Source organism: Rhodopseudomonas sp. NSM, from assembly GCF_052445935.1.
GTDB lineage: Bacteria > Pseudomonadota > Alphaproteobacteria > Rhizobiales > Xanthobacteraceae > Rhodopseudomonas.
On sequence record NZ_JBQTCH010000003.1, the window covers coordinates 632,893 to 657,825 of the forward strand.

The window sequence follows — 24,933 nt, forward strand, 5'->3', positions numbered from 1 at the left end:
CGCCACGCCGCTGCGCGACGCGTAGCGGCCCTCGTCAAGGGTGCGGCCGTGTCACGGACGCGTCCTTGTCCCGGTGAATCCGCTCGATCGAATCGGCGAGCTGATCCAGCGCGGCAGGCAGCATCGGCCCGCCGCACATCGACAGTTGATCCGGGAAGACGAGACGGCGGCCCTGCGGATAGGCGTGCTGGATCGCGGGATGGAGCAGCAGCGCCGTGCCTTGATCCTCCGCGAACGGCTTGTCCTCTGCGAGCAGCAGCAGGTCCGGGCGTGAGGCGACGATCGTTTCCAGCGACGCAAAGCCGCCATAGACGAGGCCGATCTCCGATGCCGCATTGGAGAGGCCTGCGACCTCCAGCAGAGAACTCAGCAAACCGTCGCTGCCCGCGACCCAGCCGCGTCGCGAGACGGGAAGAATGCGGTCGCGCCAACGCGACGCCACCGCGCGGGTGCGCGTGACGGATCGATCGATCCGGTCATTGATCGCATCTGCACGCTCGGGATGGCCGACCAGTTCGCCGACACGCCGGATCTGCGCCTTCACGTCGTCGATGTTGCGAGGGACGTCGAACTCTTCGATCGGAATTCCATTGCTGCGCAACAGCTCCCGCGTCGCCGCCTTGCCGTAGCGGCCGGCGAGAACAAGGTCGGGCGCCAGCATCAACAGGTCCTCGGCTTCGCCCGACAGCCGCGGAAAATCGCGCGCTTGCTTCGCCGACCAGGACAGATGCGGGTCGCGGGCATAGGGCCCGAGGCCGACGATCTGCGCCGGATCGGCCAGCGCGATCAGGAGCTGATCGGTACACATGTTGATCGACGCGACCCGGGCGGCACCGGCGATCGCCATGCCGGGCAGCACTGCGCTGATAGCCAAGGCGAGCGCGCCGCAGAGCAGGCCCCGTGTTCGACGTCTCATCGGGTGGGCCATGGTACGAGAGGCGTGTTCCTTATGGGGATTGCAACGTACCAAGCACATCGAAGCTTTGCCGGATTTGATCTGAAGCAAGCCGTGGCGGCAGCCCCGGACCGGCTCCATAATGCTCGTCGGTGTCGGACGCGGTGAGGGGGTGATTTGTGGTGGCCGCGGTGATCGCTTATTCATTCCTCGAACCGGCAAAGATCGGTTGCAACGACGAATGGAGATCGAGATGAGTGACGTGATCCTACCGGGAGCGGAAGCGTTTTCCTTCGACGGCGGCAAGATCGGCATCCTGCTGGTGCATGGTTTCACCGGCAGTCCGCAGAGCATGCGCTATCTCGGTGAGCGGCTCGGCGAGCAGGGCTACACCGTGCTCGGCCCGCGCCTTCCGGGGCACGGCGTCTCGCCGGCGGCGATGGCGAAGACCACCGCGGCCGACTGGGCCGCTTGCGCCGAGGACGCGCTCGCCGAGATTTCCGCGAAGTGCGACAAGGTGTTCGTCGCCGGCCTGTCGATGGGCGGCACGCTGTCGCTGTATCTCGCGGCGATGCATCCGGACAAGGTCAGCGGCGTGATCCCGATCAACGCGGCGGCGCAGATCGAATCGCCCGACATGGCGTCGATCGCGTTCGCACGCGGGCTTCCGGAGACCATTCCGGGCATCGGCTCCGACATGATGGACACCGAGGCCAAGGAACTGGCCTATCCGGAAGTGCCGGTCGTCTGCATGAAAGAAGTGCTCGGGCTGGCCGCCACCGCGCGGGCGCTGCTGCCGCGGATCAAATGCCCGACCTTCGTGATCAATTCCCGGGTCGATCACGTGCTGTCGCCCAACAACGCCAGTGTGATCGCCAACAATGTCGGCTCGGATCGCATCGAGCTGTTGTGGCTCAATCGCTCCTATCACGTCGCGACGATCGATCACGACAAGGATCTGATCGCCGCCGAAGTGCACGCCTTCGTGCAGCGGAACATCAAGTAGGCAGGGCGGCGTCGTGCCTTCGGCGATCCAGCCGAGGGCACGACTGCGCATGGGCGCGAGCCGGCTCGTCGATGCGGGGTCGGCGGCCGCTTACTTCGATCTGCCCTTGCTGTTCTCGGCCGCCTTCGCCAGCGCGGCCGCGAAAGCACCGCCGCCGGTGCTTTTCGGCTCCGGCTTGGGGCGATAGCGATCGACCAGCTTGGCATTGCCGCCGCCGTCCTTGCGGCGCTCGCCGGGCGCGGGAATCGGATCCGACAGCCGCAGCGTCAGCCCGATCCGGTTGCGCGGCACGTCGACCTCGAGCACCTTCACCTTCACCACCTGGCCCGGCTTCACTACCTCGCGCGGATCATTGATACGTCGTTCCGACATCGCCGAGATGTGGATCAGGCCGTCCTGATGCACGCCGATATCGGCGAAGGCGCCGAACGCGGCGACGTTGGTCACCGTCGCCTCGAGGATCATGCCGGGCTTGAGGTCGGTGATCTTCTCGACGCCTTCCTGGAAGGTCGCGGTCTTGAACTCGGGCCGCGGATCGCGGCCGGGCTTCTCGAGTTCCTTCAGGATGTCGGTGACGGTCGGGATGCCGAATTTGTCGTCAGCGAAGGACGCCGGCTGCAGCGACTGCAGCGTCTTGGTCTGGCCGATGATCGCCTTGATGTCGCTCTTGGTCGCCGCCAGAATCTTCTTCACCAGCGGATAGGCTTCCGGATGCACGCCGGAGGCGTCGAGCGGATTCTCGCCGTCGCGAATCCGCAGGAAGCCGGCGCATTGCTCGAACGCCTTGGGGCCGAGCCGCGGGACTTCCTTGAGCTTGGTGCGGCTGGGGAAGGGGCCGTTGGCGTCGCGGTGCGCGACGATGTTCGCCGCCAGCGTCTCGCCGATGCCTGAGACGCGCGCCAGCAGCGGCGCGGACGCGGTGTTGAGATCGACGCCGACCGCGTTGACGCAATCCTCGACGGTGGCGTCGAGTGCGCGCGACAGCACATGCTGGTTGAGATCGTGCTGATACTGGCCGACGCCGATTGACTGCGGCGGCACCTTCACCAACTCGCCGAGCGGGTCCTGCAGCCTTCGTGCGATCGACACCGCGCCGCGGATCGAGACGTCGAGATCCGGAAATTCCTTGGAGGCGAATTCGGAGGCCGAATACACCGAGGCGCCGGCCTCGGAGACGATCGCCTTGGTGAGCTTGAGTTCGGGCTTCAGCTTCATCAGATCGGTGACGAGCTTTTCGGTCTCGCGCGACGCGGTGCCGTTGCCGATCGCGACCAGCTCGATGCGATGCTTGATGCAGAGCTGCGCCAGCTCGAGCATGCTCTCGTTCCATTTCCGCGCCGGCTCGTGCGGATAGATCGTGGTGTGGTCGACGAACTTGCCGGTCTGGTCGATCACCGCGACCTTGACGCCGGTGCGGAAGCCCGGATCGAGACCGAGCGTCGCGCGGCCGCCGGCGGGCGCGGCCAGCAGCAGGTCGCGCAGATTGGCGGCGAACACCCGCACCGCTTCTTTCTCGGCCTGCTGCCAGAGCCGCATCCTAGTATCGAGCGCGAGCCCGGTCTTGATCCGGGTGCGCCAGGCCCAGCGGACGCATTCCGACAGGAAGGCGTCGCCAGGCCGCCCCTTGCGCGCAATGCCGAAGGTCGCCGCGATGCGGTTCTCGTATTGCGTCGGCTCCTTGGAGTCGGGATCCTCGCCGTCGCCGAAATCGAGTTGCAGCACTTCTTCCTTTTCGCCACGTAGCAGCGCGAGGATTCGATGCGACGGCAGCTTCTGATAGGGCTCGGAAAAGTCGAAATAGTCGGCGAATTTCGCGCCTTCGGTCTTCTTGCCGGTGCGAACGCTCGACTTGATCTGGCCGCGGCTCCACATCGCTTCGCGCAAACTGCCGGTGAGGTCGGCGTGTTCGGAGAAGCGCTCGACCAGAATCGCGCGCGCGCCTTCGAGCGCGGCCTTGACGTCGGCGACCGGATGCTCGCCGTCGGTCTTCACGAAAGCCGCGGCCTCGGTCTCCGGATGCTTGTCGGGATTCGTCAGCAGCATGTCGGCGAGCGGCTCGAGCCCGGCCTCGCGCGCGATCTGCGCCTTGGTCCGGCGCTTCTCCTTGAACGGCAGGTAGATGTCTTCGAGCCGGGCCTTGGTGTCGGCCGCGAGCAGGGCCTTCTCGATCTCGGGCGTCAGCTTGTCCTGCTGCCTGATGCTGTCGATGATCGCGATCCGGCGCGCGTCCATCTCGCGCAGATAGCTCAGCCGCTCTTCCAGCGCGCGCAACTGCACGTCGTCCAGCATCCCGGTCGCTTCCTTGCGATAGCGGGCGATGAACGGAACGGTCGATCCGCCGTCGAGCAGGTCGATGGCGGCCTGAACCTGCTCTTCACGGACGGTGAGTTCGGTGGCGATGATGGACGCGATTTTCGGCACTGGAGGTCTCTCGGAACGATGGCAAGGAGGTCGATTGAGCGCCGGCTGCGCGGCGAATCGAAGGCACCGTACGACATCCCGGCAGCGAGGGGGACGGCGCCGTCGGGGCGGCCCACAGCCGTTTGCGAGCCTTCAGGCCGCCGGCACGCTCCGGACCCGCGGGGCGATCAAGGCGCGGACGGCTCGCCCGAGACGGACGCCGGGCAGTTCGACAAATCTGTAGCAGACGTAGGCGAGCGCCAGGGCCGCCATGGTGCTCACGGCGAAGACCAGCAGCGCGACCAGGGGTCGCGGCAGGCCGAGACCGTCGATCGTCCAGGCGAGAAATTCAGGATGATTCCACAGCGGTGTGATCGTCAGGAAGTGGAACAGGTAGTAGCTGAACGACAACTTCCCCAGCCAATGCGCGATCGGATGGTCGAGCACGTTCAGCAGCGACGCGCGCGGACCGTAGGCGACGAGATGGATCAACATCCACGCGCAGAGCGCATTGACCAGAAAACGCCAGGTCGAGGCATGGCCGAGCAGCGGACGTGCGGTGAAGAACAGGATGATGAATACGGCGATCGCCAGATTGGCATGCGACGGCGACAGCCGCGCCGCCAGTCGGCCTGATGCCACCGCGCAGAAGCAGCCGAATGTGAAAGCGTAGTAGAACTGCAGGGGGGGCTCGCCGAGCATCTTGTGGATGGAAGGATCGAACGACAGCACCACCAGCGTGAGCGCAATGATGGTGGCCAATATATTGGGCAGAAGCATGCCGCGGGACAGCAACAGGTACATGGCGTAGATCAGCGGAATGGCCAGCATCTCGAGCTGCAGCGACCACATCACGCCGTTGAGCGAGATGTCGATCAGCGCCATGTTCTTCAGGACGATCGACAGCGGAATGGCCGTGCCGGCCAATGTCATCGCGACCGCGAACAGACCGATTGCGAAGATGATCGCCGGATACAGCCGGAACAGTCGCGCGACGACGAAATCAGTGGCCTGTGGAACCGAGGGGCGGGTGTCCTTCAGCAACGACCGGGTCAACACGAATCCGCTGAGGACGAAAAAGAATATCACCGCCTGCAGGCCGTCGACGACATGCACGATCGCCCCGTAAGCGAAACGGCTCCAGTTGCTGAGCTCGACCCCCGGATTGATCAGCAGCCCGGTGTTGGCCCCTGTCGGCGCCTGAACCACATGCGATGCCGCGACCAGCAGCGCGGCAATGCCGCGCATCGACTCGAGACGCGGGATGAAACTGCGGTCCTGGCTCATGCTGTCCAGCGTTTGGGGTGAGTCGGACACCGGAAGGGGCGCAGGCGAACTGCCGTAGACATCGAGCTGTTCCACGTTTGCGGTTCGCGCGCGGGAGGGGGCGTGATCGAACGGGCCGGCCGCGGCGAGCGCTGCGGCTCATCGCGCGCCGGCCGTCGGCGAAGTTCTGTCGCCGCCGATTGTACACCTTTGGGGAGCCGGGCCAACCACCCGGGACCGGCGGTCCACCTCTTTGGTCTTTGGCGGAGATCGGTTCTCGGGCGCCTGATGGTTCCGGGATCCCAGCTTCCGCGTCACCATAATCTCGTCCGAATCTGCAACTAAGCGTTGCGAAGTGCGAACATGCGGGGGTGTTGGTCGTGCGCAGCGTCGCATCATCCGGATATGCCCATGCCCCTTGCCGCCGACCCGGCCACCACATCGTCGTCACCTGCCGCCCCTAATTCGAACACCACACCGGTTCCCGCATCGCTACTGCTGTCGCGCGGCGTCGTGCGGCTGGAGGTGATGCTCAAACTCACCACTGCCATTCTGGCGCTGGCCGCGGGGGTCTACACCTATCTCGGCGTGCGCGAGCTGCTCGACGGCAGCCCCGCGACCGTGTTCTTCGCGGCGCTGATCTATTCGGTCGCGGTGTCGGTGGGCATCTATGCCTTCTGGGTGTTCCTGATGCAGTTCATGCCGCACGTCGTGGACCGGACCGGCCGCGTCCTGATGTTCGGCTGCATGATTTTCGGTTCGCTGATGATCGTGGCGATGTCGTCCTGGCTGAACGCTTCGGCGCTGGCCGGCGGCGCGGCGATCCGGCAACACCTCGCGATCACGGTGCAGGACTATACCCGCGACCTCGACGCCGCGAACACCAACGCCATCGCTGCGCTGGGGCTGTTGCCCGACATCCAGATCGCGTCGTCGCGGTTCGCCAAACTGGCCGACGCGGAGCGCGCCGGCTCGCTCACCGGCACGTCGGGCTCCGGCACCGTGGTGCAATTGCTGACGCAGATGTCGGGACAGCTGGATAGTCTCGGGAAGGAAGTCGAGGCCTCGGGCAAGCGCGTGTCGGCGCTTTTCGAGGAAGGGGGCAAGCATCTCGCCAGAATGCGTGAGATGGTGTCGGAGCGCGGCCCGATCAGCGAACGCAGCGACGGCTTCGCCACCGAGTCCCTGGCGCTGATGGGCGTGATCGCCAATCTGCAGCAGACCTCGGTCGCACCGGCGGTGAAGCGCGCCGCGGCATCGCTGTCGTCGTCGTTCATCGCGCCCGCGGCCGGTGGGCGCAGCGCCGATCTCGCCGAGCGCCAGACCGCGGTGGTCGGCAAGGTCGAGGGTGCGATCGCGGCGCAGGCCGCGTCGCTGGCGGGCGCGGCCGACAAGATCCTGGAGATGCCGCGGATCGAACCGGGGCGGTTCCAGGCGCTGTCACCGGCGGAAGCCGTCCTGCGCTATGCCGGCGATTTCATTCCGAGCTGGGCCGGCGCGATCTCGATCGACCTGATGCCGGCGGTGCTGGTGCTGATCCTGTGCGTTGTGCACGCCGCGATCCGGCGCGAGGGGCTGCCTGTGGCGAACGCTTCGGCCATGACCGCGGCCGAGATGATGGCGGCGCTCAGGATGGCGCGCGAGGTCGAGCAGGCGAGCCGCGCGGCGCAGCCGCCGGCCGAGCCGAAAGGGAACGAGCCGTCCGAGGCGCCGGCGATCGCCGATGAGCCCGCCGCCGCTACGGCCGACGAAAACGTCACCGCGCTGTCGTCGGCGCGGCACGTCAAGTAGCGCGGTCCGTCGATGAGCGGCCTGGCGCAGCGCTTCAACCGATGGGTGGCCGGCAATCCGGACGATGCCGTGCTCCGCCTGGTGTTCCGCGGGCTGGTCGCCGCTTCGATCGGCGCGTTGGCGTTCGATCTCGCGAGCGCGAATGGCTGGGTGGCTCCGGTCGACGGCACGCCGGCTCCGGCCGACCAGCGCGAGGCCATGCCGAGCGGATTGCCGACGCTGCCGGCGATTCTGTCGCCCTGGCTGCCGGGTGGCGACCGGCTGGCGCCACTGCCGCAGACCGATGGCGCACTGGGCAAGGCGATGACGTTCGAACTCGTGAGCGGCGGCAGGCTCACCGCCATCGGCACGATCACGCCCGGGACCTCTGAAGCCTTCGCCAAAGCGATCCAACGGCATGGCGAATACATCAAGACGGTGGTGCTGAATTCGCCGGGCGGCTCGGTCAGCGATGCGCTGGCCATGGGGCGGTTGATCCGCGACCGTGGGCTCGCGACCTCGATCGAGGCCGGCAAATACTGCGCGTCGTCCTGTCCGCTGGTGTTCTTCGGCGGTATCGAGCGCCACGCCGGCGAGAAGGCGGCGATCGGGGTGCATCAGGTGTTCGCTGCGAAAACCGCCACTGCGGCGCCCGCGTCGCGCGACGCCATGAGCGACGCGCAGCGCATCTCCGCGCGCTGCCAGCGCTATCTCGGCGACATGGGAATCGACCTGCAGGTCTGGATTCACGCCATGGAAACGCCGAAAGATCGGCTGTTTGTATTCAAACGGGAGGAATTGCAGGCCCTGAAGATCGTCACCCCGCCGGCCGCGGCGCCGCCGGCCAAACCCTGAGGCGCCGACCCCGATAGCGCATCGCGGCGACGTGTCGCGGTTTTCAGTTGTCAACCTGCATCGAAACACCACTTTTTGTGCGTGTCTTGCATTCGGTTCCAGCAACTTTTGAAAATCCTCGTCGTTATCGGCCCAGTGCAACGTCGCGAAGGAAAATGAAATGAAGAAGACTGGCTTGGTTCTTGGTGCGGTAGCTGCCCTTGCGGTCGCCACCGCATCGGCTCCCGCGCAGGCGCAGCGCGGTTACGGTTACGGCCATGGTTTCGGCCCGGCCCTGATCGGCGGGCTCGCGGCTGGCGCGCTGATCGCGGGTGCCGCTTCCAGTGCCTACGGTTACGGTCCTGGGTATAGCTACGGCTATGGTTATGGCGGTGGGCCCTACTATGGTTCGCCGTACTATGCTCCCCGCGTCGTTAGCTACTACGGCGGCCCGCGCTACTACGGTGGCGGCGGTTGGGGATACGGCGGTCCGCGCTACTACGCGCGTCCCCGCGCGGTCTACTACGGCGGCGGTTACCGTCCGTATCGCGGCTATCGCCAGTCCTACGGTTACTACGGTTCGCCCGTGATCCGGGCCGGCTATATCGGCGGTCCGCGTTTCGGTGGCCCGCGTTATGGTCACCGTCACATTCATCGCCGCTGGTAACCACCGGTCGCGCGATCGAATCGCCGACGGCACCACAAACGAAGGCGGTAGCGGCAACGCTGCCGCCTTTGGTCTATTCGGGACTTTGCACGTTCAGGACTTGGTGACGCGATCCTGCAGCGCCTGGCTCAGCGCCTTGCGCAGCGTATCGAGCGTGTAGGGCTTTTGCAGCAGCGGGAAGCCATCGTTCAGCGCCGACGCGCTGCGGTCGCTGTAGCCCGACGCCAGCACCACCGGGGTTTCGGGATGATGCTCGCGGATCAGCCGACCGAGTTCGAGACCGCTCATGCCCGGCATCACGATGTCGCTGAACACCAGATCGATATCGTTGCGCTTGTTGAGCAGGTCGATCGCATCTTCGGCCGAGCAGACTTTCACGACGGTGAAGCCGCATTGCTCGGCATAGTCGGTGGCGACGGCGGCGACGTCGGGATGATCCTCCACGAGGAGCAGCGTCGCCCGCTCGCTCGGCTGCAGGAATGCAACTTCCGCGACGTCCGTATCCTGCGTCGGGCGCTCGGTCGAGCGGGGGAGGAACAGATCGAACCGGGTACCGCCGCCGATTTCGCTCTCGACCGTGATCGCGCCGTTCGACTGCTGCATGAATCCGTAGATCTGGCTGAGCCCCAGTCCCGTGCCGCGATCGACCGGCTTGGTGGTGAAGAACGGCTCGAAGATCCGGTCGCGGATCTCCTCGGGAATGCCTTCACCGGTGTCGGCAAAGCTGAGAATGGCGAAGTCGCCGGTCAACCGGCGCGGCCCGAAATTCTTCAGCGTCTCGGTCCGGATCGAAATCGTGATGCGCCCGCCATCCGGCATCGCGTCGCGCGCATTGAGGGCGAGGTTGAGGAGGGCGATCTCGAACTCGTTGGGATCGATCTGGACCACGACGCGCTTCGCCGGCGGTTCGATCTCGATGGCGATGTCGCTGCGGACCGATTGTCGCAAGACATCGGCGAACTTCATCACGCTGTCGCCGAGGTCGACCAGCTTGGCCGCGACATTGTGGCGGCGAGAGAACGACAGCAATTGCCGGGTGAGGCCGGCGCCCTTGGCGACTGCGGAATCGATCATATCGAACGTCCGCCGGTCCTGCAGGTCGTTGTGACGACGCCTGAGCTTCTGCACCGACCCGCCGACCACCATCAGCAGATTGTTGAAGTCGTGGGCGACGCCGCCGGTGAGTCGGCCCAGCGATTCGAGGCGCTGCGATTGCTTCAGCGCACTCTCCGCGGCCGCGCGTCGAGCGGCTTCCTCGTAGAGCCGCTGCGTCCGCCTCAACGCCAGCACCACGATCGCGATCAGGGCGGCGGTGGCAGGCAGGCCGACCAACAGATAGGCGCCGAGTTGCGACAACCACATTTTGCGGATCGCCTGGGTCTCCAGTCCGGCATAGACGTAGACCGGGAGGTTGGGCAGTTTGCGATAGGCGATGCGCCGCTCGATTTCGTCGAGGGCGGAGACCTGGGTGAGTGTGCCTTCGGTGCTCCCCGCCACCATAGCTCGGCCGATCAGGCCGTCGGATCTGATCTTTGCGTCGCCATGGTCGATCGCCGGGAAGCGAGCGAGGATGGCGCCGTCCTCGCGGACCAGCGCCGCATAGCTGCCCTTCTCACGACCGACCTTGGCGTAGAAACCCTCGAAATAGTCCGGCAGCACCGACGTCTGGATCGTGCCGGCGAAGCTGCCGTCGGGTGCGATGCGTCGCACGCTGACCCCGAAGAACGGCGCGCCGCCATAGGGCGGTCGCGGCGTCAGGGTGCGGCCGACGAACAGGCCGATGTCCTTGCCGACATGCGCTTTGAAGTAGTCCCGATCGGAGAAATCGGTTCGTGGCGAGGGGTAGAGCAGGGTGTTGACCAGCGTTTGCCCGGTCCTGTCGAAGATCCACATCGACTTGATCTGTTCCGAGCCGGCGGTCAGCCGCTTCAGCCGGGCGTGCAGCGCGCCTTCATTGGCGCGGATCTGGTCGTCGGACATGTCGCGGATGATCTCGCCGGTCTCCGCGATGGAGCGCTCGACCGATTCGAAAATCTTGAGCGCGTGCTCGGTGATGATGTCGCGAGTCTTGTCGATTTGCCGTTCGGCGCCGGCGTCATTGGAGCGATAGGCCAGCCAGGCTGCGTAAGCGAATAGCGCCGCCGGCAGCACGACCGAGGCGACGAGGATCGCACGCAGCAGTCGAAGCGAATCGCGTTGCGCCGTCAGCATGGGCTCGGGGGGACGAAATCAGCTGCCATTGATTTTCAATTAAGCACCTTTTCCCATTGCGGGAAACCCGTTACAGCGGCCGGCTCGGACGGTGGTAAATCCCTGACAGGGCGCCACCTATCGTTTATGGAACCGTTGCAGTAAACAGCGTGATGACTCGCGAGTTCCAACGGATGTGAGCCGGGCTTGCAGAAGAGGATTGCCATGCGCCCTTTGACCTTCGGTCTGTCGTTGCTGCTGCTCGCCGGCGCATCCGCCCCATCATTCGCCGCAGATGCCGCCAACGGCGAAACCCTGGCCAAGCGCTGGTGCAGCAACTGTCACCTCGTTTCCGAGGACCAGCGCAAGGGCACCGACCTCGTCGCGTCGTTTGCCTCGATCGCATCGCAGCCGGGATTCGATCAGGACAAGCTGGCGACCTTCCTGCTCGAGCCGCATCCGAAGATGTCCAATATGGCGCTGAGCCGGATCGAGGCGAAGAACATCGCGGCCTATATCGCCGAGCAGAAGCGCCAATAGTGCATTCGCGCGGCTGCTGAGCGCCGCGCCCCGGTCAGCGTCTCGACGCAAGTGGGGCCGTGGCTTTCCCGGCATCCTCGCCGCACGCGAACTGCCGGGTGCGATCAGTGACCAACTCCCCATTCTATACCGCCGACCACTTCGCCTTCCGCGACGTGGTGCGCCGCTTCGTGCAGAAAGAAATCGAACCGTTCGCCACCGAATGGGACGAGGCCGGCGGCTTTCCGCGCGAGCTTTATGAAAAGGCCGCGGCGATCGGGCTGCTCGGGCTGGGCTTTCCCGAAGAGTACGGCGGCACGCCGACCGATCAGTTCATGTGGATCGTGGCCACGCAGGAACTGGCGCGCGCCGGCGCAGGCGGCGTCAGCGCCAGCCTCAACAGCCATTCGATCGGCGCGCCGCCGATCGCGCGTGCGGGGACACCAGAACTGAAAGCCCGGGTGCTCCCCGATATTCTCGCCGGCAAGAAGATCTCCGCGCTGGCGATTACCGAACCATCCGGCGGCTCCGACGTCGCCAACCTGCGCACCACGGCGAAGCGCGACGGCGACCATTACGTCGTCAACGGCGAGAAGACCTTCATCACCTCGGGCATGCGCGCCGACTACATCACCACGGCGGTGCGCACCGGCGGCGAGGGACCGGGCGGTGTCAGCCTGTTGCTGATCCCCGGTGATACGCCGGGGCTGACGCGGACGCCGCTGAAGAAGATGGGATGGTGGGCATCCGACACCGCGACGCTGCATTTCGACGATTGCCGGGTGCCGGCCGGCAACCTGCTCGGGCAGGAAGGCGCCGGCTTCATGATCATCATGCTGAACTTCAACAGCGAGCGGCTGACGATGGCGGCCGGCTGCATCGCCGCGTCCCGGGTCTGCCTCGACGAGGCGACGGCCTATGCGAAACAGCGCGTCACCTTCGGAAAGCCGCTGTCGAAGCATCAGGTGATCCGCCACAAGCTGGTCGACATGGCGCAGCGCATCGCCGCGTCGCAGGCGATGCTTGAACTGCTGGCGTGGCGGGTGGAGCAGGGCGAAAGCCCGATCGCGGAAATCTGCATGCTGAAGAACCAGGCGACGCAGACGATGGCGTTCTGCGCCTCCGAGGCGGTACAGATCTTCGGCGGCGCGGGCTTCATGCGCGGCGTCAAGGTCGAGCGCATCTATCGCGAGGTCAAGGTCAACGCCATCGGCGGCGGCACCGAAGAGATCATGAAGGATCTCGCCAGCCGGCAGATGAGGCTGTGAGCGTGAGTATCAACCTCTCGTCATTCCGGATTGCGACCGCAGGGAGCAAGTCCGGAATCCATAACCCCCGTCGGTGAGTATGGATTCCGGGCTCGCGCTACGCGCGCCCCGGAATGACGAACGATAGAAACGAAGCGAGATTCCGGTTCGCCCGCCTTCGGCGAGCGCCCCGGAATGACAAGGGAAGAAACCAATGCTGTTCAATGCCGACCACGACGAGCCGCGCCGCGTGCTGCAGAAATTCATCGCCAGCGACATCAACCCGCATGTCGACGAATGGGAGAAGGCCGGCATCTTTCCGGCGCACGAGCTGTTCAAGAAACTCGGCGATCTCGGCTTTCTCGGGCTCAACAAGCCGGAAGAATATGGCGGGCAGGGGCTCGATTACTCCTATGCGCTGATGATGGCGGAGGAACTCGGCAACATCAATTGCGGCGGCGTGCCGATGGCGATCGGCGTGCAGACCGACATGGCGACGCCGGCGCTGGCGAAATTCGGCTCGGACGAGCTGCGTCGCGAATTTCTGGCGCCTGCGATCTCCGGCGACATGGTCGCCTGCATCGGCGTGTCGGAGCCGGGCGCGGGCTCCGACGTCGCCTCGATCAAGACCAATGCGAAGTCCGACGGCGACGACTACGTCATCAACGGCGGCAAGATGTGGATCACCAACGGCACCCAGGCCGACTGGATCTGCCTGTTGTGCAACACCGGGGACGGCCCGGCGCATCGCAACAAGTCGCTGATCTGCGTGCCGATGAAGACCAAGGGCGTCAGCATCGCGCGCAAGCTCGACAAGATGGGGATGCACTCGTCCGACACTGCGCAGATTCACTTCGACGAGGTGCGGGTGCCGAAGCGCAACCGGATCGGCGAGGAGGGCCTCGGATTCACCTACCAGATGGTGCAGTTCCAGGAGGAGCGACTGTGGGGCGCGGCGGCCTGCCTCAAGGCGCATGAAAGGACGATTCAGAACACCATCGAATACACCCGCAATCGCCAGGCGTTCGGCAGGCCGCTGCTCGACAATCAGGTGATCCATTTCCGGATGGCCGAGTTGCAGACCGAGGTCGAGCTGCTGCGCTCGCTGGTGTATCGCGCCGCCGAAGCGCTGGTCGCGGGCGAGGACGTCACGCAACTTGCGACGATGGCGAAGCTGCGCGCCGGACGGCTCGGTCGCGAACTGCCGGACGCCTGCCTGCAATTCTGGGGCGGCATGGGCTTCATGAACGAGACGCTGGTGAGCCGCTCCTATCGCGACTCGCGGCTGACCTCGATCGGCGGCGGCGCCGACGAAGTGATGCTCGGCATCCTGTGCAAGATGATGGGGACGCTGCCGGGCGGAAAGAAGTAGACCTCCGCCGTCCAGCGCATGGACGCAAGATAGCGGGCGCGACTGTCCCCTACGTTGTTACCTGATAACTGCGCGCAAGACGCAGACAGAGTCCAACACAATGAAGGGAGGGGAGTCATGACGTCGCTCAGTCGCCGTTCGCTGATGGCTGGATCGGTCGCTGCCGGTCTTGCTGCGATTGCAGGCCCACGCAACGCCCGTGCTGACGAGCTGCCGGGTGTCACTGCCACAGAATTGAAGATCGGATGTACGACATCGTTGAGCGGTCCCGTCTCCGCCCTGGGAACGATCGCGCGCAGTCAGGAAGCCTATTTCCGGATGCTCAACGATCAGGGCGGCATCGCCGGCCGCAAGATCAACTTCATCATGTACGACGACGCTTTCAACCCATCCAAGACGGTCGAGCAGACCCGGCGGTTGATCGAGAGCGACAACGTCGCCTTCCTGTTCTCGATGCTCGGCACCGCGCCGAACTCGGCCGTGGTGAAATACATCAACGCGCAGAAGGTGCCGCATCTGTTCCTGTCGGTGAACGGCGACAAATGGGGGGACTACAAGTCCTACCCCTGGACCATGGGATTTGCGCCGAGCTCCAGGACCGAAGCCCAGGTGTTCGCCAAATATGCGCTCAGCCAGAAGCCGGACGCCAAATTCGCGCTGTTGTATCAGAACGACGACCTCGGCAAGGACTTCGTCGCCGGCCTTCGCGACGTGCTGGGCGATCGCTACGAGACGCTGGTGCGGGCCATGTCCTATGAAGTCACCGAGCCGACGATCGACTCGCAGATCGTTACGCTGCGGGCGACCAATGCCGATGTGCTGATTTCGGGGGTGACGTCGAAATTCGCCGCGCAGGCGATCCGCAAGGTTTACGAACTCGGCTGGAAGCCGATGCACTTCGTCACCAGCGGCGCGGCCTCCGTGGCATCGACGATCACCCCGGTGGGCGCCGAGCGCGCCGAAGGCCTGATCACGTCGGTCTACACCAAGGACCCGGCCGACCCGGCGTGGGCCGACGATCCCGGCATCAAGGACTACACGGCTTTCATGGCGAAATATTTCCCGACCGGAAACGCCAAGGAGAGCCTCAACGCCTTCGGCTACACGGTCGCGTCGGTGCTGCGCGTCCTGCTCGGGCAGTGCAACGGCAATTTCAGCCGTGAGAACATCATGGCTCAGGCCAACAACCTCAAGAACGTCGAGGTGCCCACGTTGTTGCCCGGCGTTCGGGTCAACACCAGCCCGACCAATCATCATCCGCTGCGGCAGATGCAACTGCAGCGCTTTGAAGGGCAGGGCTACAAGCGATTCGGCGAGGTCATCGAGGGAACGATGTTGTAGGCGCGGCCACCATAACGCAGCCGCAAGCTCGCAAGATGCTCGCGAGCGGCTGCGTTATGGGGTAGTCTGCCGACCGCCGGTCCGACCGATTGGAAGTCGGCCGCGCCAAGATCAATATTGACGAGGGAAACGCCAATCACATGATCACGCTGTATCACTGCCACGGCGCACGCTCGTTCCGGCCGCTCTGGATGCTGGAGGAGATGGGGCTCGACTACGAGCTGAAGATGCTGCCGTTCCCGCCGCGGATGTTCGCCAAGGAGTATCTGGCGATCAATCCGCTCGGCACCATCCCGTTCATGATCGACGGCGACACCAGGATGACGGAGTCGTCGGGCATCTGCCATTATCTCGGCACCAAATACGGGCCGACGCCGCTGGTGCTCGACGTCGGCGAGCACGACTACGGCAGCTACCTCAACTGGATGTTCTTCAGCGATGCGACGCTGACTTTCCCGCAGACGCTCGTGCTGCGCTACGGCACGCTGGAGCCGAGCGAGCGGCGGCAGCCGCAGGTGGTCGAGGACTACGCCAAATGGTTTCTCGGCCGGCTTCGCGCGGTCGAGGCGGCGGCGGGCCAGACCGAATGGCTGAGCGGGGGACGCTTCACCGCGGCCGACGTGGTCATCGGCTATGCGCTGCGGCTTGCGGAAAATCTCGGTCTCGCCAAGGACTTCGGCCCTAACGTCGCCGCCTATTGGCAGCGGCTGCAGGATCGCGAGGGCTACCGCCGTGGGCTGGAGGCGGAGATCCGCGCCGGCGACGAGCAGAAGGTCGCCCGCCGCGCCTGACCGGGCAGGCGACCCGTGCGATCGCCGCTGCTGGCCGGCACGCAGTTCCGCGTCATCTCGCCCGGTGACAACCCCGAGGTTTGTTGTATTGTCCGTGGTGCTCCGCAAGAGGGCCCTGCAGCGATGCGGCAGAAGGGCGTCGATCCGCCCCGGGAGGAACGATGAGCGACCACGAATGTCCGGATACCGGACGCCTGCTTCTGATCGGCCCTGAACGCGTGTTCTACGCCGGCCTGCTGGGTCGGCCGCGGCGGCGGAGTGTCGGCGGCTTTTCGATCTATGTTGCGCTGCAAGGTCAGCTGCGGGTCACCGTCGAGGGCCAGCCCGAACTGTGCGGCGCGATGGCTTTTGTGCCGCCTTACCTGGTCCACGATGTCGAAAGCGATTGCCTTTCGGTGATCACGCTGATGATCGAGCCGGAGAGCGTGCTCACCGCGCCGATGACGGCGCTCGGCGTGCGCATCGGCAGCCCCGGCGCCGCCGCGCTGGCCAACAGGGTGCGGCAGGCGTACCAAGCGCTGGTCGCGACCGGGCGACGTGACGGCTTCACCACGACCGAATTCGACAATCTGGCGTTCGGCGAACCGCTGCCGGCGCGGAAGCTCGACCGGCGGATCGCTGCCGCCATCGTCCGGCTCAACGACGTCTCCGGCGCGGCGGTGACCGCAGAGGATTGCGCCGCCGCAGCCAACCTGTCGCAGTCGCGCTTCCTGCATCTGTTCAAGGACGAGACCGGGGTGTCGTTCCGCGCGCTGCGGGCCTGGAAGCGGGCGCGGCACCTGCTGCACTTCGTCAATTCCGATATCAATCTCGCGCATCTGGCGCAGGACATCGGCTATCCGGATTCGACCCACTTCAGCCATTCGATCCGGCGGTTCTACGGGCTGCAGCCGCGTGCGATCTTCTCGGGCTCGCGCGATCTGGCGATCTGGCGCAGCGATCCGCATTCCGCCGGCGTCGCAGAATTCCGGCAGGGGCGGCCATAAGGAAGTCACCGACCAGACGACAGCGCGTGCACGCAAGAAGCGTCAACGCGGCCCACGCATCATTCCACCCGACATGATCATGCGTAGCGCGATCCTCGCGGGCGCAGCATCGCCGGAAGGGCTATCTGGAATGAGCGACAAGGCCGTCATCACCTGCTCGCTGAACGGCGTGCTGACCGATCCGAAACAGCACCACGTGCCGGTGACACCGGAACAGATGGCCCGCGAAGCCAAGGCCGCCTACGACGCCGGCGCCGCGATCGTTCACATCCACCTGCGCGACCAGCGGCCCGACAAGGGCCATCTGCCGAGCTGGGACGTCGCGGTGTCGCGCGAGATCCAGCAGGCAATCCGCGAGGCTTGTCCCGGCGTCATCATCAACCACACCTCCGGCACCTCGGGGCCGCACTACGAAGGGCCGCTGGCCTGCATCCGCGAGACCAGGCCCGAGATCGCCGCCTGCAACGCCGGCTCGCTGAACTATCTCAAGGTCAAGTCCGACAACAGCTGGGCCTGGCCGCCGATGATGTTCGACAATTCGGTCGAGAAGATTCAGGACTTTCTCGCTGCGATGAAGGATGCGGGCACAATCCCGGAATTCGAATGCTTCGACGTCGGCATCGTCCGTTGCGTCGACATGTATGTTCAAACCGGGATGTATAGCGGCCCGCTCGAGTACAACTTCGTGATGGGCGTTGCCTCCGGCATGCCGTCCGATCCGGAACTGCTGCCGATCCTGTTGAAGCTGAAGCGCCCCGAAGCGCATTGGCAGGTGACCGCGATCGGCCGCTCGGAGATCTGGCCGCTGCACCAGGCCTGCGCCGATCACGGCGGGCATCTGCGCACCGGGCTCGAGGACACGTTCTATCTCGCCAATGGCGAGAAGGTGACGTCGAACGGCCAATTGATCGAGGAGATCGCAGGCTGCGCGCGCCGCGCAGGTCGCGAGATCGCGTCGCCGGACGAGGCGCGGAAGATTTTTGGCGTGCTGAATTAGTTGCTGTCATTCCGGGGCGCGCGCAACGCGCGCGAACCCGGAATCCGGAGATGTTCTGCTCGCATCAGGTTCCGGGTTCGCGCTTCGCGTGCCCCGGAACGACAGGATAAGCATCACACCAAATCAGCCAAGCAGCCGGAAGAGCTGCCTCACACCGAGGGAGTGAATCATGACCAATCTCGAAGCCACCGGCGGCGTGCCGGGACCGGGCCGGATCGGCCGGGTCGCGATCGGCGATATCCTGCGCAAATCGGCGCTGCGCTTTCCCTCGCGGATCGCGCTGACCGAGGGCGCGCGCCAGGTCAGCTACACGGAACTCGAACGCGACGCCAACCGCTTCGCGAACTACCTGGTGTCGCGCGGCTTGAAGCCCGGCGACAAGATCTCGACGATCTGCAACAACTCGGTCGAATTCGTCAAGGCGCTGTTCGGGATTCACCGCGCCGGCCTGGTCTGGGTGCCGATCAACACCATGCTCGGGCCGGACGACATGAGCTACATCCTCGATCATGCCGGGGTGAAGTTCGCGCTGATCGACGACAATCTGCACGGCCAGCCCGAGCGCCGCGCCGCGCTCGAACAGCGCGGCATCGCGCTGGTGGCGGTGGATCTCACCGGCAAGGCGAAGGACGCCGGGCTGCAGAGCTTCAACGAACTGATCGACGGGCAATCCGAGATCGAGCCGGACGTCGCGTTCGACGATCGCGATCTGGCGATGATCATCTACACCTCGGGCACCACGTCGCGGCCGAAAGGCGCAATGCACTGCCACCTCGCGGTGACCATGGCGGTGATGAGTAACGCCATCGAAATGCATCTGTCGCGCGAGGACGGCATCACCGGGCAATTCCCGCTGTTCCACTGCGCGGCGCATGTCGTGTTGCTGAGTTATCTCGCGGTCGGCGGCAAGATGGCGCTGATGCGCGGGTTCGATCCGGTCGCCTGCATGGAGGCGATCCAGCGCGACAAGCTCACCGTCTTCATCGGCCTGCCGCTGATGTATCAGGTGATCCTCGATCATCCGCGGCGCAAGGAATTCGACCTGTCGACGCTGCGCTGCTGCATCTACACCATGGCGCCGATGCCGCGGCCGCTGCTAGAGCGTGCGATTGCCGAGCTGTGCCCGAATTTCGTTCAACCCTCGGGCCAGACCGAGATGTATCCGGCGACGACGATGTCGCAGCCGGACCGCCAGCTCGCGCGCTTCGGCAACTACTGGGGCGAGTCGACCATCGTCAACGAGACCGCGATCATGGACGACGCCGGCAATCTGCTGCCGCCGGGTGAAGTCGGCGAACTGGTGCACCGCGGCCCGAACGTCATGCTCGGCTACTACAAGGATCCCGAGGCCACCGAAGCGGCGCGGAAATTCGGCTGGCACCACACCGGCGATCTGGCGCTGATCGACGCGCACGGTGAGGTGCTGTTCGTCGATCGCAAGAAGGACATGATCAAGTCCGGCGGCGAGAACGTCGCCTCGGTCAAGATCGAGGAGACGCTGCTGGCGCACCCGGCGGTGATGAACGCCGCGGTGGTCGGCCTGCCGCATCCGCAATGGGGCGAGGCGGTGTCCGGCTTCGTCAAGCTCAAGCCGGGGGCTCAGGCGACCGAGACCGAGATCATCGAGCACTGCCGCAAGTCGCTCGGCGGCTTCCAGGTACCGAAGCTGGTGCGGATCGTCGAGGAGATGCCGATGACCGCCACCGGCAAGCTGCGCAAGGTCGAGCTGCGAAACCAGTTCACGGACTACTTCGCGATGGCGCAGACGGGGTGATGACGACGACCACCGTCATTCCGGGATGCGCGCATGGCGCGCAGACCCGGAAACCAGAGGTTCAGAGCACCTCGGGATTCCGGGTTCGCGCGTCGCGCGCCCCGGAATGACGAACGAGACGGATCAGCGCGGTTTCGGGTCTGCAAGCCAAGGCATGTTCGCCCCGAAATGACAAGGAACACCGAATGGCAATGATAGAATCCACCGTCGCGCCCGGGAGCGAAGGCTTCAGGACCAACCGCGACGGCATGTTGGCAATGATCGAACGGATGCGGATGCTGGAGGATCGCGCACGGATCGCGTCCGCGGCCTCCGCCGAACGCTTCCACAAGCGAGGGCAATTGCTGCCGCGCGAACGCGTCGCGCTGGTGCTCGATCCCGGCGCACCGTTCATCGAACTCTCGACGCTCGCGGGTTACATGTTCGACACCGCCAACGCCGACAAGAGCGTGCCGGGCGGCGGCGTGATCGGCGGCATCGGCTACGTCGCCGGCATCCGATGCATGATCAGCGCCAACGATTCCGGCATCGACGCCGGCGCGCTGCAGCCCTACGGCCTCGACAAGACGCTGCGCATCCAGGAACTGGCACTCGAGAACAAGCTGCCGTTCGTGCAACTGGTCGAAAGCGCCGGCGCCAATCTGTTGCGCTACCGCGTCGAGGACTTCGTGCGCGGCGGCAATATCTTTCGTAACCTGGCGCGGCTTTCGGCCGCCGGGCTTCCGGTGGTGACGGTGACGCACGGCTCGTCGACCGCGGGCGGCGCATATCAGACCGGCCTGTCCGACTACATCGTGATGGTGCGCGGCCGGACACGGGCATTCCTCGCCGGGCCGCCGTTGCTGAAGGCCGCGACCGGCGAGATCGCCACCGAGGAAGAGCTCGGCGGCGCCGAGATGCATACGTCGGTGTCGGGGCTCGGCGATTATCTCGCCGAGGACGATCGCGATGCGCTGCGGATCGCGCGCGACATCATGGCCGGCCTGCCGTGGGATCGCTCCGGGCCGGGGCCCGACCCCGCGAGCTATCATCCTCCGCTGCATGATCCGGAAGAACTGCTCGGCATCATGCCGATGGATCACAAGCGTCCGGTCGATATGCGCCAGGTGATCGCGCGGATCGTCGACGAGTCCGATTTCACCGAGATGTCGCCGAACTACGGACCGGCCACGGTGTGTGGCCACGCCAGGATCGTCGGTCAGCCGATCGGCATCATCACCAACAACGGCCCGCTCGATCCGGCCGGCGCCAACAAGGCGACGCACTTCATTCAGGCGTGCTGCCAGTCGCGCAGGCCGATCCTGTATCTCAACAACACCACCGGCTACATCGTCGGCAAGGCCTATGAGGAAGCCGGCATGATCAAGCACGGCTCGAAGATGATCCAGGCGGTGACCTCCGCGTCGGTGCCGCAGATCACGATCTATTGCGGCGCCTCGTTCGGCGCCGGCAATTACGGCATGTGCGGCCGCGGCTTCCATCCGCGGTTCTGCTTCTCCTGGCCGAACGCCAAGACCGCGGTGATGGGCGGCGAGCAGGCCGCCGAGACCATGGCGATCGTGGCCGAAGCCGGTGCTGCGCGAAGGGGCGTGCCGGTCGACCGCGAGAAGCTCGACCAGATGAAGGCCGGGATCACCGCCGTGTTCAACGGCCAGATGGACGTGTTCGCGACATCGGCGCGGATGCTCGACGACGGCGTGATCGACCCGCGCGACACCCGCGCAGTGCTCGCCGAGGTGCTGGCGATCTGCCGCGAGAGCGAGGCGCGTGAACCGCAGCGCATGCAATTCGCGGTGTCCCGGGCATGAATGCGACGCGCATGTTGAAATCCACACCTTTCACCAAGATTCTAATCGCCAATCGCGGCGAGATCGCGCTGCGGGTGATGCGCACCGCGCGCCGGATGGGTTACGGCGTCGTCGCCGTGTATTCGACCGCGGACGCCGATGCCGCGCATGTTCGTGAGGCCGACGAGGCGGTGGCGATCGGCGGTGCGCAGCCGTCGCAATCCTATCTCAACATTCCGGTGCTGATTGAAGCCGCGAAGATCGCCGGGGCCGATGCCGTGCATCCGGGCTATGGCTTCCTCGCCGAGAACGAGGATTTCGCCGCGGCCTGCCGCGACGCCGGCCTCGTGTTCATCGGCCCGTCGGCGGAATCGATCGCGTCGATGGGCAACAAGGCGGGCGCCAAGGACATCATGCTGAAGGCCGGGGTGCCCTGCGTGCCCGGCTATCAGGGCGAGGACCAGAGCGACGGCGCGATGACGCGGGAGGCCGGGCGGATCGGCTTTCCGGTGATGATCAAGGCGGTGGCCGGCGGCGGCGGCCGCGGCATGCGGTTGGTGAAGGACGCCGCCTCGCTGCCGGATGCGCTACGCAGCGCGCGCTCCGAGGCGCAGAGTGCGTTCGGCGATCCGACCGTGATTCTCGAGCGCGCGATCATCGATCCGCGCCATATCGAAATTCAGGTGTTCGGCGATCACTACGGCCACGCGATCCATCTCGGCGAGCGCGACTGTTCGGTGCAGCGTCGTCATCAGAAGCTGATCGAGGAGGCGCCGTCGCCGGCCGTGTCCGAAGCGCTGCGCGAGCAGATGGGCACCGTGGCGGTGAACGCCGTGAAGGCGATCGGCTATGAGGGGGCGGGGACGCTGGAATTCCTGCTCGACGCGCAGGGCCAGTTCTACTTCATGGAAATGAACACCCGGCTGCAGGTCGAGCATCCGGTGACCGAGGCGATCACCGGGCTCGATCTGGTCGAACTGCAGCTCCGCATCGCCGCCGGCGAGCCGCTGCCGCTGCGCCAGGACGACGTCAAATTCAGCGGCCACGCCATCGAGGTGCGGCTGTGCTCGGAGGACGCCGACAAGGACTTCATGCCGCAATCGGGAAAGATGGCGCTGTGGCGGATGCCGGGCGAGTTGCGCGTCGAGCACGCGCTGCAGTCCGGCGCGGAGATTCCGCCATACTACGACTCGATGATCGCCAAGATCATCGCGACCGGCGGCAGCCGCGATGAGGCGCGGCGCAGGCTGATCCACGGCCTCGACACCACCTTCGCGTTCGGCGTCACCACCAATCGTGGCTTCCTCGCCGCCTGTCTGCGGCACGACGCGTTCGCGCGCGGCGAGGCGACGACGGCGTTCATCGCGCAGCATCGCGACGCGCTGACGCGGGCATTGCCCGACGACGCCGTCCCGGCCGCCGCGGTGGCGGCGCTGCTGCTCTACGTCACCGACCGGCACGCGCCGCCGCATCGGCCGGGGCGATCGCTCGCGGCGGTGTTCCCGACGCAGCTGCGGTTCGATCTCGACGGCACGCCGCAGACCTGCGACGTGGTGCGCGAGCGCGACGGCGCCTATCGCGTGCGTCACGACGGCCGCGCGACGTCGTTCACGATCGAGCACCTCGCCGCCGACGGCATTCGCTTTCAGGCCGGGGACTTCAGTGAATCCGCGGTGTATCACCGCGACGGCGACCGGCTGTTCGTGCAGCGGCTCGGCGTCGGCAACACCATCGTCGATCTCACCCGCGCGGCGCCGCAGCGTGCGGCGGCCGGCGGCGGCGACGGCAAGCTGCGCGCGGCGCTGAACGGTCGCGTCGTCGCGGTGCTGGTCAAGGCCGGTGACAGCGTCGAGGCGGGGCAGCCGGTGCTGACGCTGGAGGCGATGAAGATGGAGCACGTGCATCTGGCGCCGGCGTCGGGCATCATCGCGATCGACGTCGTCGAGGGCGAGCAGGTCACCACCGGCCGCATCGTCGCCGAGATCGAACCAGCGTCTTGAGGCGCGAGCACAGAGCATGCCCCGTCATTGCGAGCGAAGCGAAGCAATCCAGCAGCACGGTGCGCTGAGCTGGATTGCTTCGTCGGCTTCGCCTCCTCGCAATGACGAAACTTGAGGATAGACCGACCATGAGCAACGACGCCGTGATCATCGACAAGCGCGAAAGTGCGCTGTGGATCACCATCAATCGCCCCGACAAGCGCAACGCCATCAATGCCGGCGTGGTCGAGGGCATCACCCGCGGCTGGCGGCAGGCGCACGACGATCCGTCGGTTCGCGTGATCGTGTTGACCGGCGCTGGCGACAAGGCGTTCTGCGCCGGGGCCGACCTGCAATCGACCGGGGCTGCGTTTTCGTTCGATTTCTCCAAGCCGAACGTCGACTACGCCGATCTGTTGCGGCTGGCGCAGAACGCGACCAAGCCGTCGATCGCTCGCGTCAACGGCACCTGCATGGCCGGCGGCATGGGACTGTTGTGCATGACCGACATGGCGGTCGCGGCCGACAACGTCGTGTTCGGGCTGCCGGAGGTGAAGGTCGGCGTGTTTCCGATGCAGGTGATGAGCCTGCTCCAGGACATCGCGCCGCGGCGACTGATCAACGAATGGGCGCTGACCGGCGAACCGTTCGATGCGCAGGCGGCGCTATCGGCCGGATTGCTCAACTATGTAGTTCCGGGCGCCGAACTCGACACCAAGGTCGACTGGCTGGTCAAACGCCTCACCGACAAATCGCCGACCGCGATCCGCCGCGGCAAATACGCGATGCGGGCGATCGCGTCGATGTCGTTCGACCAGAGCATCGCCTACACCGAAAGCCAGATCGCGCTGCTGGCGATGACCGAGGACGCGAAGGAAGGGCTCACGGCGTTTGCGGAGAAGCGCAAGCCGGTGTGGCCGGGGAAGTGAAGAGGCATAGCATGCTTTCTTCTGTCATTCCGGGGCGCCGCGCAGCGGCGAACCCGGAATCCATACTCCCGGTGGTCGTTGTGGTGGATGACGGCAGTCGCTTTGCCTTCGGATGAGGGCGCAGTGGTTATGGATTCCGGGCTCGCGCTACGCGCGCCCCGGAATGACGGGTGGATAGGACGG

The 24,933-nt window shown here is 65.6% G+C and carries 19 protein-coding genes; 15 read left to right on the forward strand and 4 right to left on the reverse strand.

Annotation, left to right across the window (positions count from 1 at the left end; translation table 11 throughout):
- Nucleotides 1–34: 34 nt before the first annotated feature.
- Entirely contained in the window at nucleotides 35–928 is an 894-nt protein-coding gene (locus ACTZWT_RS11275; protein WP_444769905.1) for an ABC transporter substrate-binding protein, read from the reverse strand.
- 220 nt (nucleotides 929–1,148) lie between these two features.
- Between ACTZWT_RS11275 and ACTZWT_RS11280 the strand changes: the two genes are divergently transcribed.
- On the forward strand, nucleotides 1,149–1,901 hold the full coding sequence (locus ACTZWT_RS11280; protein ID WP_444769752.1) for an alpha/beta hydrolase: 753 nt from the start codon (nucleotides 1,149–1,151) through the stop codon (nucleotides 1,899–1,901).
- A 90-nt stretch (nucleotides 1,902–1,991) separates the two neighbouring features.
- On the opposite strand, the gene ACTZWT_RS11285 is transcribed toward ACTZWT_RS11280, so the two are convergent.
- Nucleotides 1,992–4,322: a Tex family protein gene (locus ACTZWT_RS11285; RefSeq protein WP_444769753.1), complete on the reverse strand. Its 2,331-nt coding sequence runs from the start codon at nucleotides 4,320–4,322 to the stop codon at nucleotides 1,992–1,994.
- A gap of 132 nt (nucleotides 4,323–4,454) precedes the next feature.
- Nucleotides 4,455–5,663 (reverse strand): acyltransferase family protein, encoded by a 1,209-nt coding sequence (locus tag ACTZWT_RS11290; RefSeq protein ID WP_444769754.1) that lies wholly within the window; start codon nucleotides 5,661–5,663, stop codon nucleotides 4,455–4,457.
- Nucleotides 5,664–5,972: 309 nt separating this feature from the next.
- Here ACTZWT_RS11290 and ACTZWT_RS11295 point away from each other — a divergent pair, with 309 nt between their 5' ends.
- The 3 genes from ACTZWT_RS11295 (at nucleotide 5,973) to ACTZWT_RS11305 (ending at nucleotide 8,838) form a co-directional block, all read left to right on the forward strand.
- Nucleotides 5,973–7,358 (forward strand): hypothetical protein, encoded by a 1,386-nt coding sequence (locus ACTZWT_RS11295; RefSeq protein WP_444769755.1) that lies wholly within the window; start codon nucleotides 5,973–5,975, stop codon nucleotides 7,356–7,358.
- 12 nt (nucleotides 7,359–7,370) lie between these two features.
- Entirely contained in the window at nucleotides 7,371–8,192 is an 822-nt protein-coding gene (locus ACTZWT_RS11300; RefSeq protein WP_444769756.1) for a hypothetical protein, read from the forward strand.
- Nucleotides 8,193–8,352: 160 nt separating this feature from the next.
- Nucleotides 8,353–8,838 (forward strand): hypothetical protein, encoded by a 486-nt coding sequence (locus ACTZWT_RS11305; RefSeq protein WP_444769757.1) that lies wholly within the window; start codon nucleotides 8,353–8,355, stop codon nucleotides 8,836–8,838.
- A 93-nt stretch (nucleotides 8,839–8,931) separates the two neighbouring features.
- Here ACTZWT_RS11305 and ACTZWT_RS11310 read toward each other — a convergent pair whose 3' ends face one another.
- Nucleotides 8,932–11,049 carry an ATP-binding protein gene (locus tag ACTZWT_RS11310; protein WP_444769758.1) on the reverse strand — a complete coding sequence of 706 codons (2,118 nt, stop codon included), beginning with the start codon at nucleotides 11,047–11,049 and terminating at the stop codon, nucleotides 8,932–8,934.
- Nucleotides 11,050–11,253: 204 nt separating this feature from the next.
- Between ACTZWT_RS11310 and ACTZWT_RS11315 the strand changes: the two genes are divergently transcribed.
- The 11 genes from ACTZWT_RS11315 (at nucleotide 11,254) to ACTZWT_RS11365 (ending at nucleotide 24,750) form a co-directional block, all read left to right on the forward strand.
- Nucleotides 11,254–11,568: a cytochrome c gene (locus tag ACTZWT_RS11315; RefSeq protein WP_444769759.1), complete on the forward strand. Its 315-nt coding sequence runs from the start codon at nucleotides 11,254–11,256 to the stop codon at nucleotides 11,566–11,568.
- A gap of 107 nt (nucleotides 11,569–11,675) precedes the next feature.
- Nucleotides 11,676–12,815: an acyl-CoA dehydrogenase family protein gene (locus tag ACTZWT_RS11320; protein ID WP_444769760.1), complete on the forward strand. Its 1,140-nt coding sequence runs from the start codon at nucleotides 11,676–11,678 to the stop codon at nucleotides 12,813–12,815.
- 193 nt (nucleotides 12,816–13,008) lie between these two features.
- Nucleotides 13,009–14,166 (forward strand): acyl-CoA dehydrogenase family protein, encoded by a 1,158-nt coding sequence (locus ACTZWT_RS11325; protein WP_444769761.1) that lies wholly within the window; start codon nucleotides 13,009–13,011, stop codon nucleotides 14,164–14,166.
- A gap of 117 nt (nucleotides 14,167–14,283) precedes the next feature.
- The gene (locus ACTZWT_RS11330; RefSeq protein WP_444769762.1) at nucleotides 14,284–15,507 is read left to right on the forward strand and encodes an ABC transporter substrate-binding protein; all 1,224 of its coding nucleotides are present in this window, start codon (nucleotides 14,284–14,286) and stop codon (nucleotides 15,505–15,507) included.
- A gap of 140 nt (nucleotides 15,508–15,647) precedes the next feature.
- Entirely contained in the window at nucleotides 15,648–16,298 is a 651-nt protein-coding gene (locus ACTZWT_RS11335; protein ID WP_444769763.1) for a glutathione S-transferase family protein, read from the forward strand.
- A gap of 161 nt (nucleotides 16,299–16,459) precedes the next feature.
- Complete coding sequence (locus ACTZWT_RS11340) at nucleotides 16,460–17,284, forward strand: helix-turn-helix transcriptional regulator (RefSeq protein ID WP_444769764.1); 825 nt, start codon at nucleotides 16,460–16,462, stop codon at nucleotides 17,282–17,284.
- A gap of 130 nt (nucleotides 17,285–17,414) precedes the next feature.
- Nucleotides 17,415–18,281 carry a 3-keto-5-aminohexanoate cleavage protein gene (locus tag ACTZWT_RS11345; protein WP_444769765.1) on the forward strand — a complete coding sequence of 289 codons (867 nt, stop codon included), beginning with the start codon at nucleotides 17,415–17,417 and terminating at the stop codon, nucleotides 18,279–18,281.
- Nucleotides 18,282–18,450: 169 nt separating this feature from the next.
- A complete protein-coding gene (locus ACTZWT_RS11350; protein WP_444769766.1) occupies nucleotides 18,451–20,055 on the forward strand; it encodes an AMP-binding protein in 1,605 nt (534 codons plus the stop codon).
- 185 nt (nucleotides 20,056–20,240) lie between these two features.
- Nucleotides 20,241–21,863 (forward strand): acyl-CoA carboxylase subunit beta, encoded by a 1,623-nt coding sequence (locus ACTZWT_RS11355; protein ID WP_444769767.1) that lies wholly within the window; start codon nucleotides 20,241–20,243, stop codon nucleotides 21,861–21,863.
- 11 nt (nucleotides 21,864–21,874) lie between these two features.
- Nucleotides 21,875–23,842 (forward strand): acetyl/propionyl/methylcrotonyl-CoA carboxylase subunit alpha, encoded by a 1,968-nt coding sequence (locus ACTZWT_RS11360; RefSeq protein ID WP_444769768.1) that lies wholly within the window; start codon nucleotides 21,875–21,877, stop codon nucleotides 23,840–23,842.
- A gap of 128 nt (nucleotides 23,843–23,970) precedes the next feature.
- A complete protein-coding gene (locus ACTZWT_RS11365; RefSeq protein WP_444769769.1) occupies nucleotides 23,971–24,750 on the forward strand; it encodes an enoyl-CoA hydratase/isomerase family protein in 780 nt (259 codons plus the stop codon).
- Nucleotides 24,751–24,933: the final 183 nt, after the last annotated feature.

Excerpts from the sequence above, each read along its gene's own strand:
- ACTZWT_RS11275 (WP_444769905.1), bottom strand. The coding sequence starts at position 928 with ATGGCCCACCCGATGAGACGTCGAACACGGGGCCTGCTCTGCGGCGCG.
- ACTZWT_RS11280 (WP_444769752.1), top strand. The coding sequence starts at position 1,149 with ATGAGTGACGTGATCCTACCGGGAGCGGAAGCGTTTTCCTTCGACGGC.
- ACTZWT_RS11295 (WP_444769755.1), top strand. The coding sequence starts at position 5,973 with ATGCCCATGCCCCTTGCCGCCGACCCGGCCACCACATCGTCGTCACCT.
- ACTZWT_RS11300 (WP_444769756.1), top strand. The coding sequence starts at position 7,371 with ATGAGCGGCCTGGCGCAGCGCTTCAACCGATGGGTGGCCGGCAATCCG.
- ACTZWT_RS11305 (WP_444769757.1), top strand. The coding sequence starts at position 8,353 with ATGAAGAAGACTGGCTTGGTTCTTGGTGCGGTAGCTGCCCTTGCGGTC.
- ACTZWT_RS11310 (WP_444769758.1), bottom strand. The coding sequence starts at position 11,049 with ATGCTGACGGCGCAACGCGATTCGCTTCGACTGCTGCGTGCGATCCTC.
- ACTZWT_RS11315 (WP_444769759.1), top strand. The coding sequence starts at position 11,254 with ATGCGCCCTTTGACCTTCGGTCTGTCGTTGCTGCTGCTCGCCGGCGCA.
- ACTZWT_RS11325 (WP_444769761.1), top strand. The coding sequence starts at position 13,009 with ATGCTGTTCAATGCCGACCACGACGAGCCGCGCCGCGTGCTGCAGAAA.
- ACTZWT_RS11330 (WP_444769762.1), top strand. The coding sequence starts at position 14,284 with ATGACGTCGCTCAGTCGCCGTTCGCTGATGGCTGGATCGGTCGCTGCC.
- ACTZWT_RS11335 (WP_444769763.1), top strand. The coding sequence starts at position 15,648 with ATGATCACGCTGTATCACTGCCACGGCGCACGCTCGTTCCGGCCGCTC.
- ACTZWT_RS11340 (WP_444769764.1), top strand. The coding sequence starts at position 16,460 with ATGAGCGACCACGAATGTCCGGATACCGGACGCCTGCTTCTGATCGGC.
- ACTZWT_RS11345 (WP_444769765.1), top strand. The coding sequence starts at position 17,415 with ATGAGCGACAAGGCCGTCATCACCTGCTCGCTGAACGGCGTGCTGACC.
- ACTZWT_RS11350 (WP_444769766.1), top strand. The coding sequence starts at position 18,451 with ATGACCAATCTCGAAGCCACCGGCGGCGTGCCGGGACCGGGCCGGATC.
- ACTZWT_RS11355 (WP_444769767.1), top strand. The coding sequence starts at position 20,241 with ATGGCAATGATAGAATCCACCGTCGCGCCCGGGAGCGAAGGCTTCAGG.
- ACTZWT_RS11360 (WP_444769768.1), top strand. The coding sequence starts at position 21,875 with ATGTTGAAATCCACACCTTTCACCAAGATTCTAATCGCCAATCGCGGC.
- ACTZWT_RS11365 (WP_444769769.1), top strand. The coding sequence starts at position 23,971 with ATGAGCAACGACGCCGTGATCATCGACAAGCGCGAAAGTGCGCTGTGG.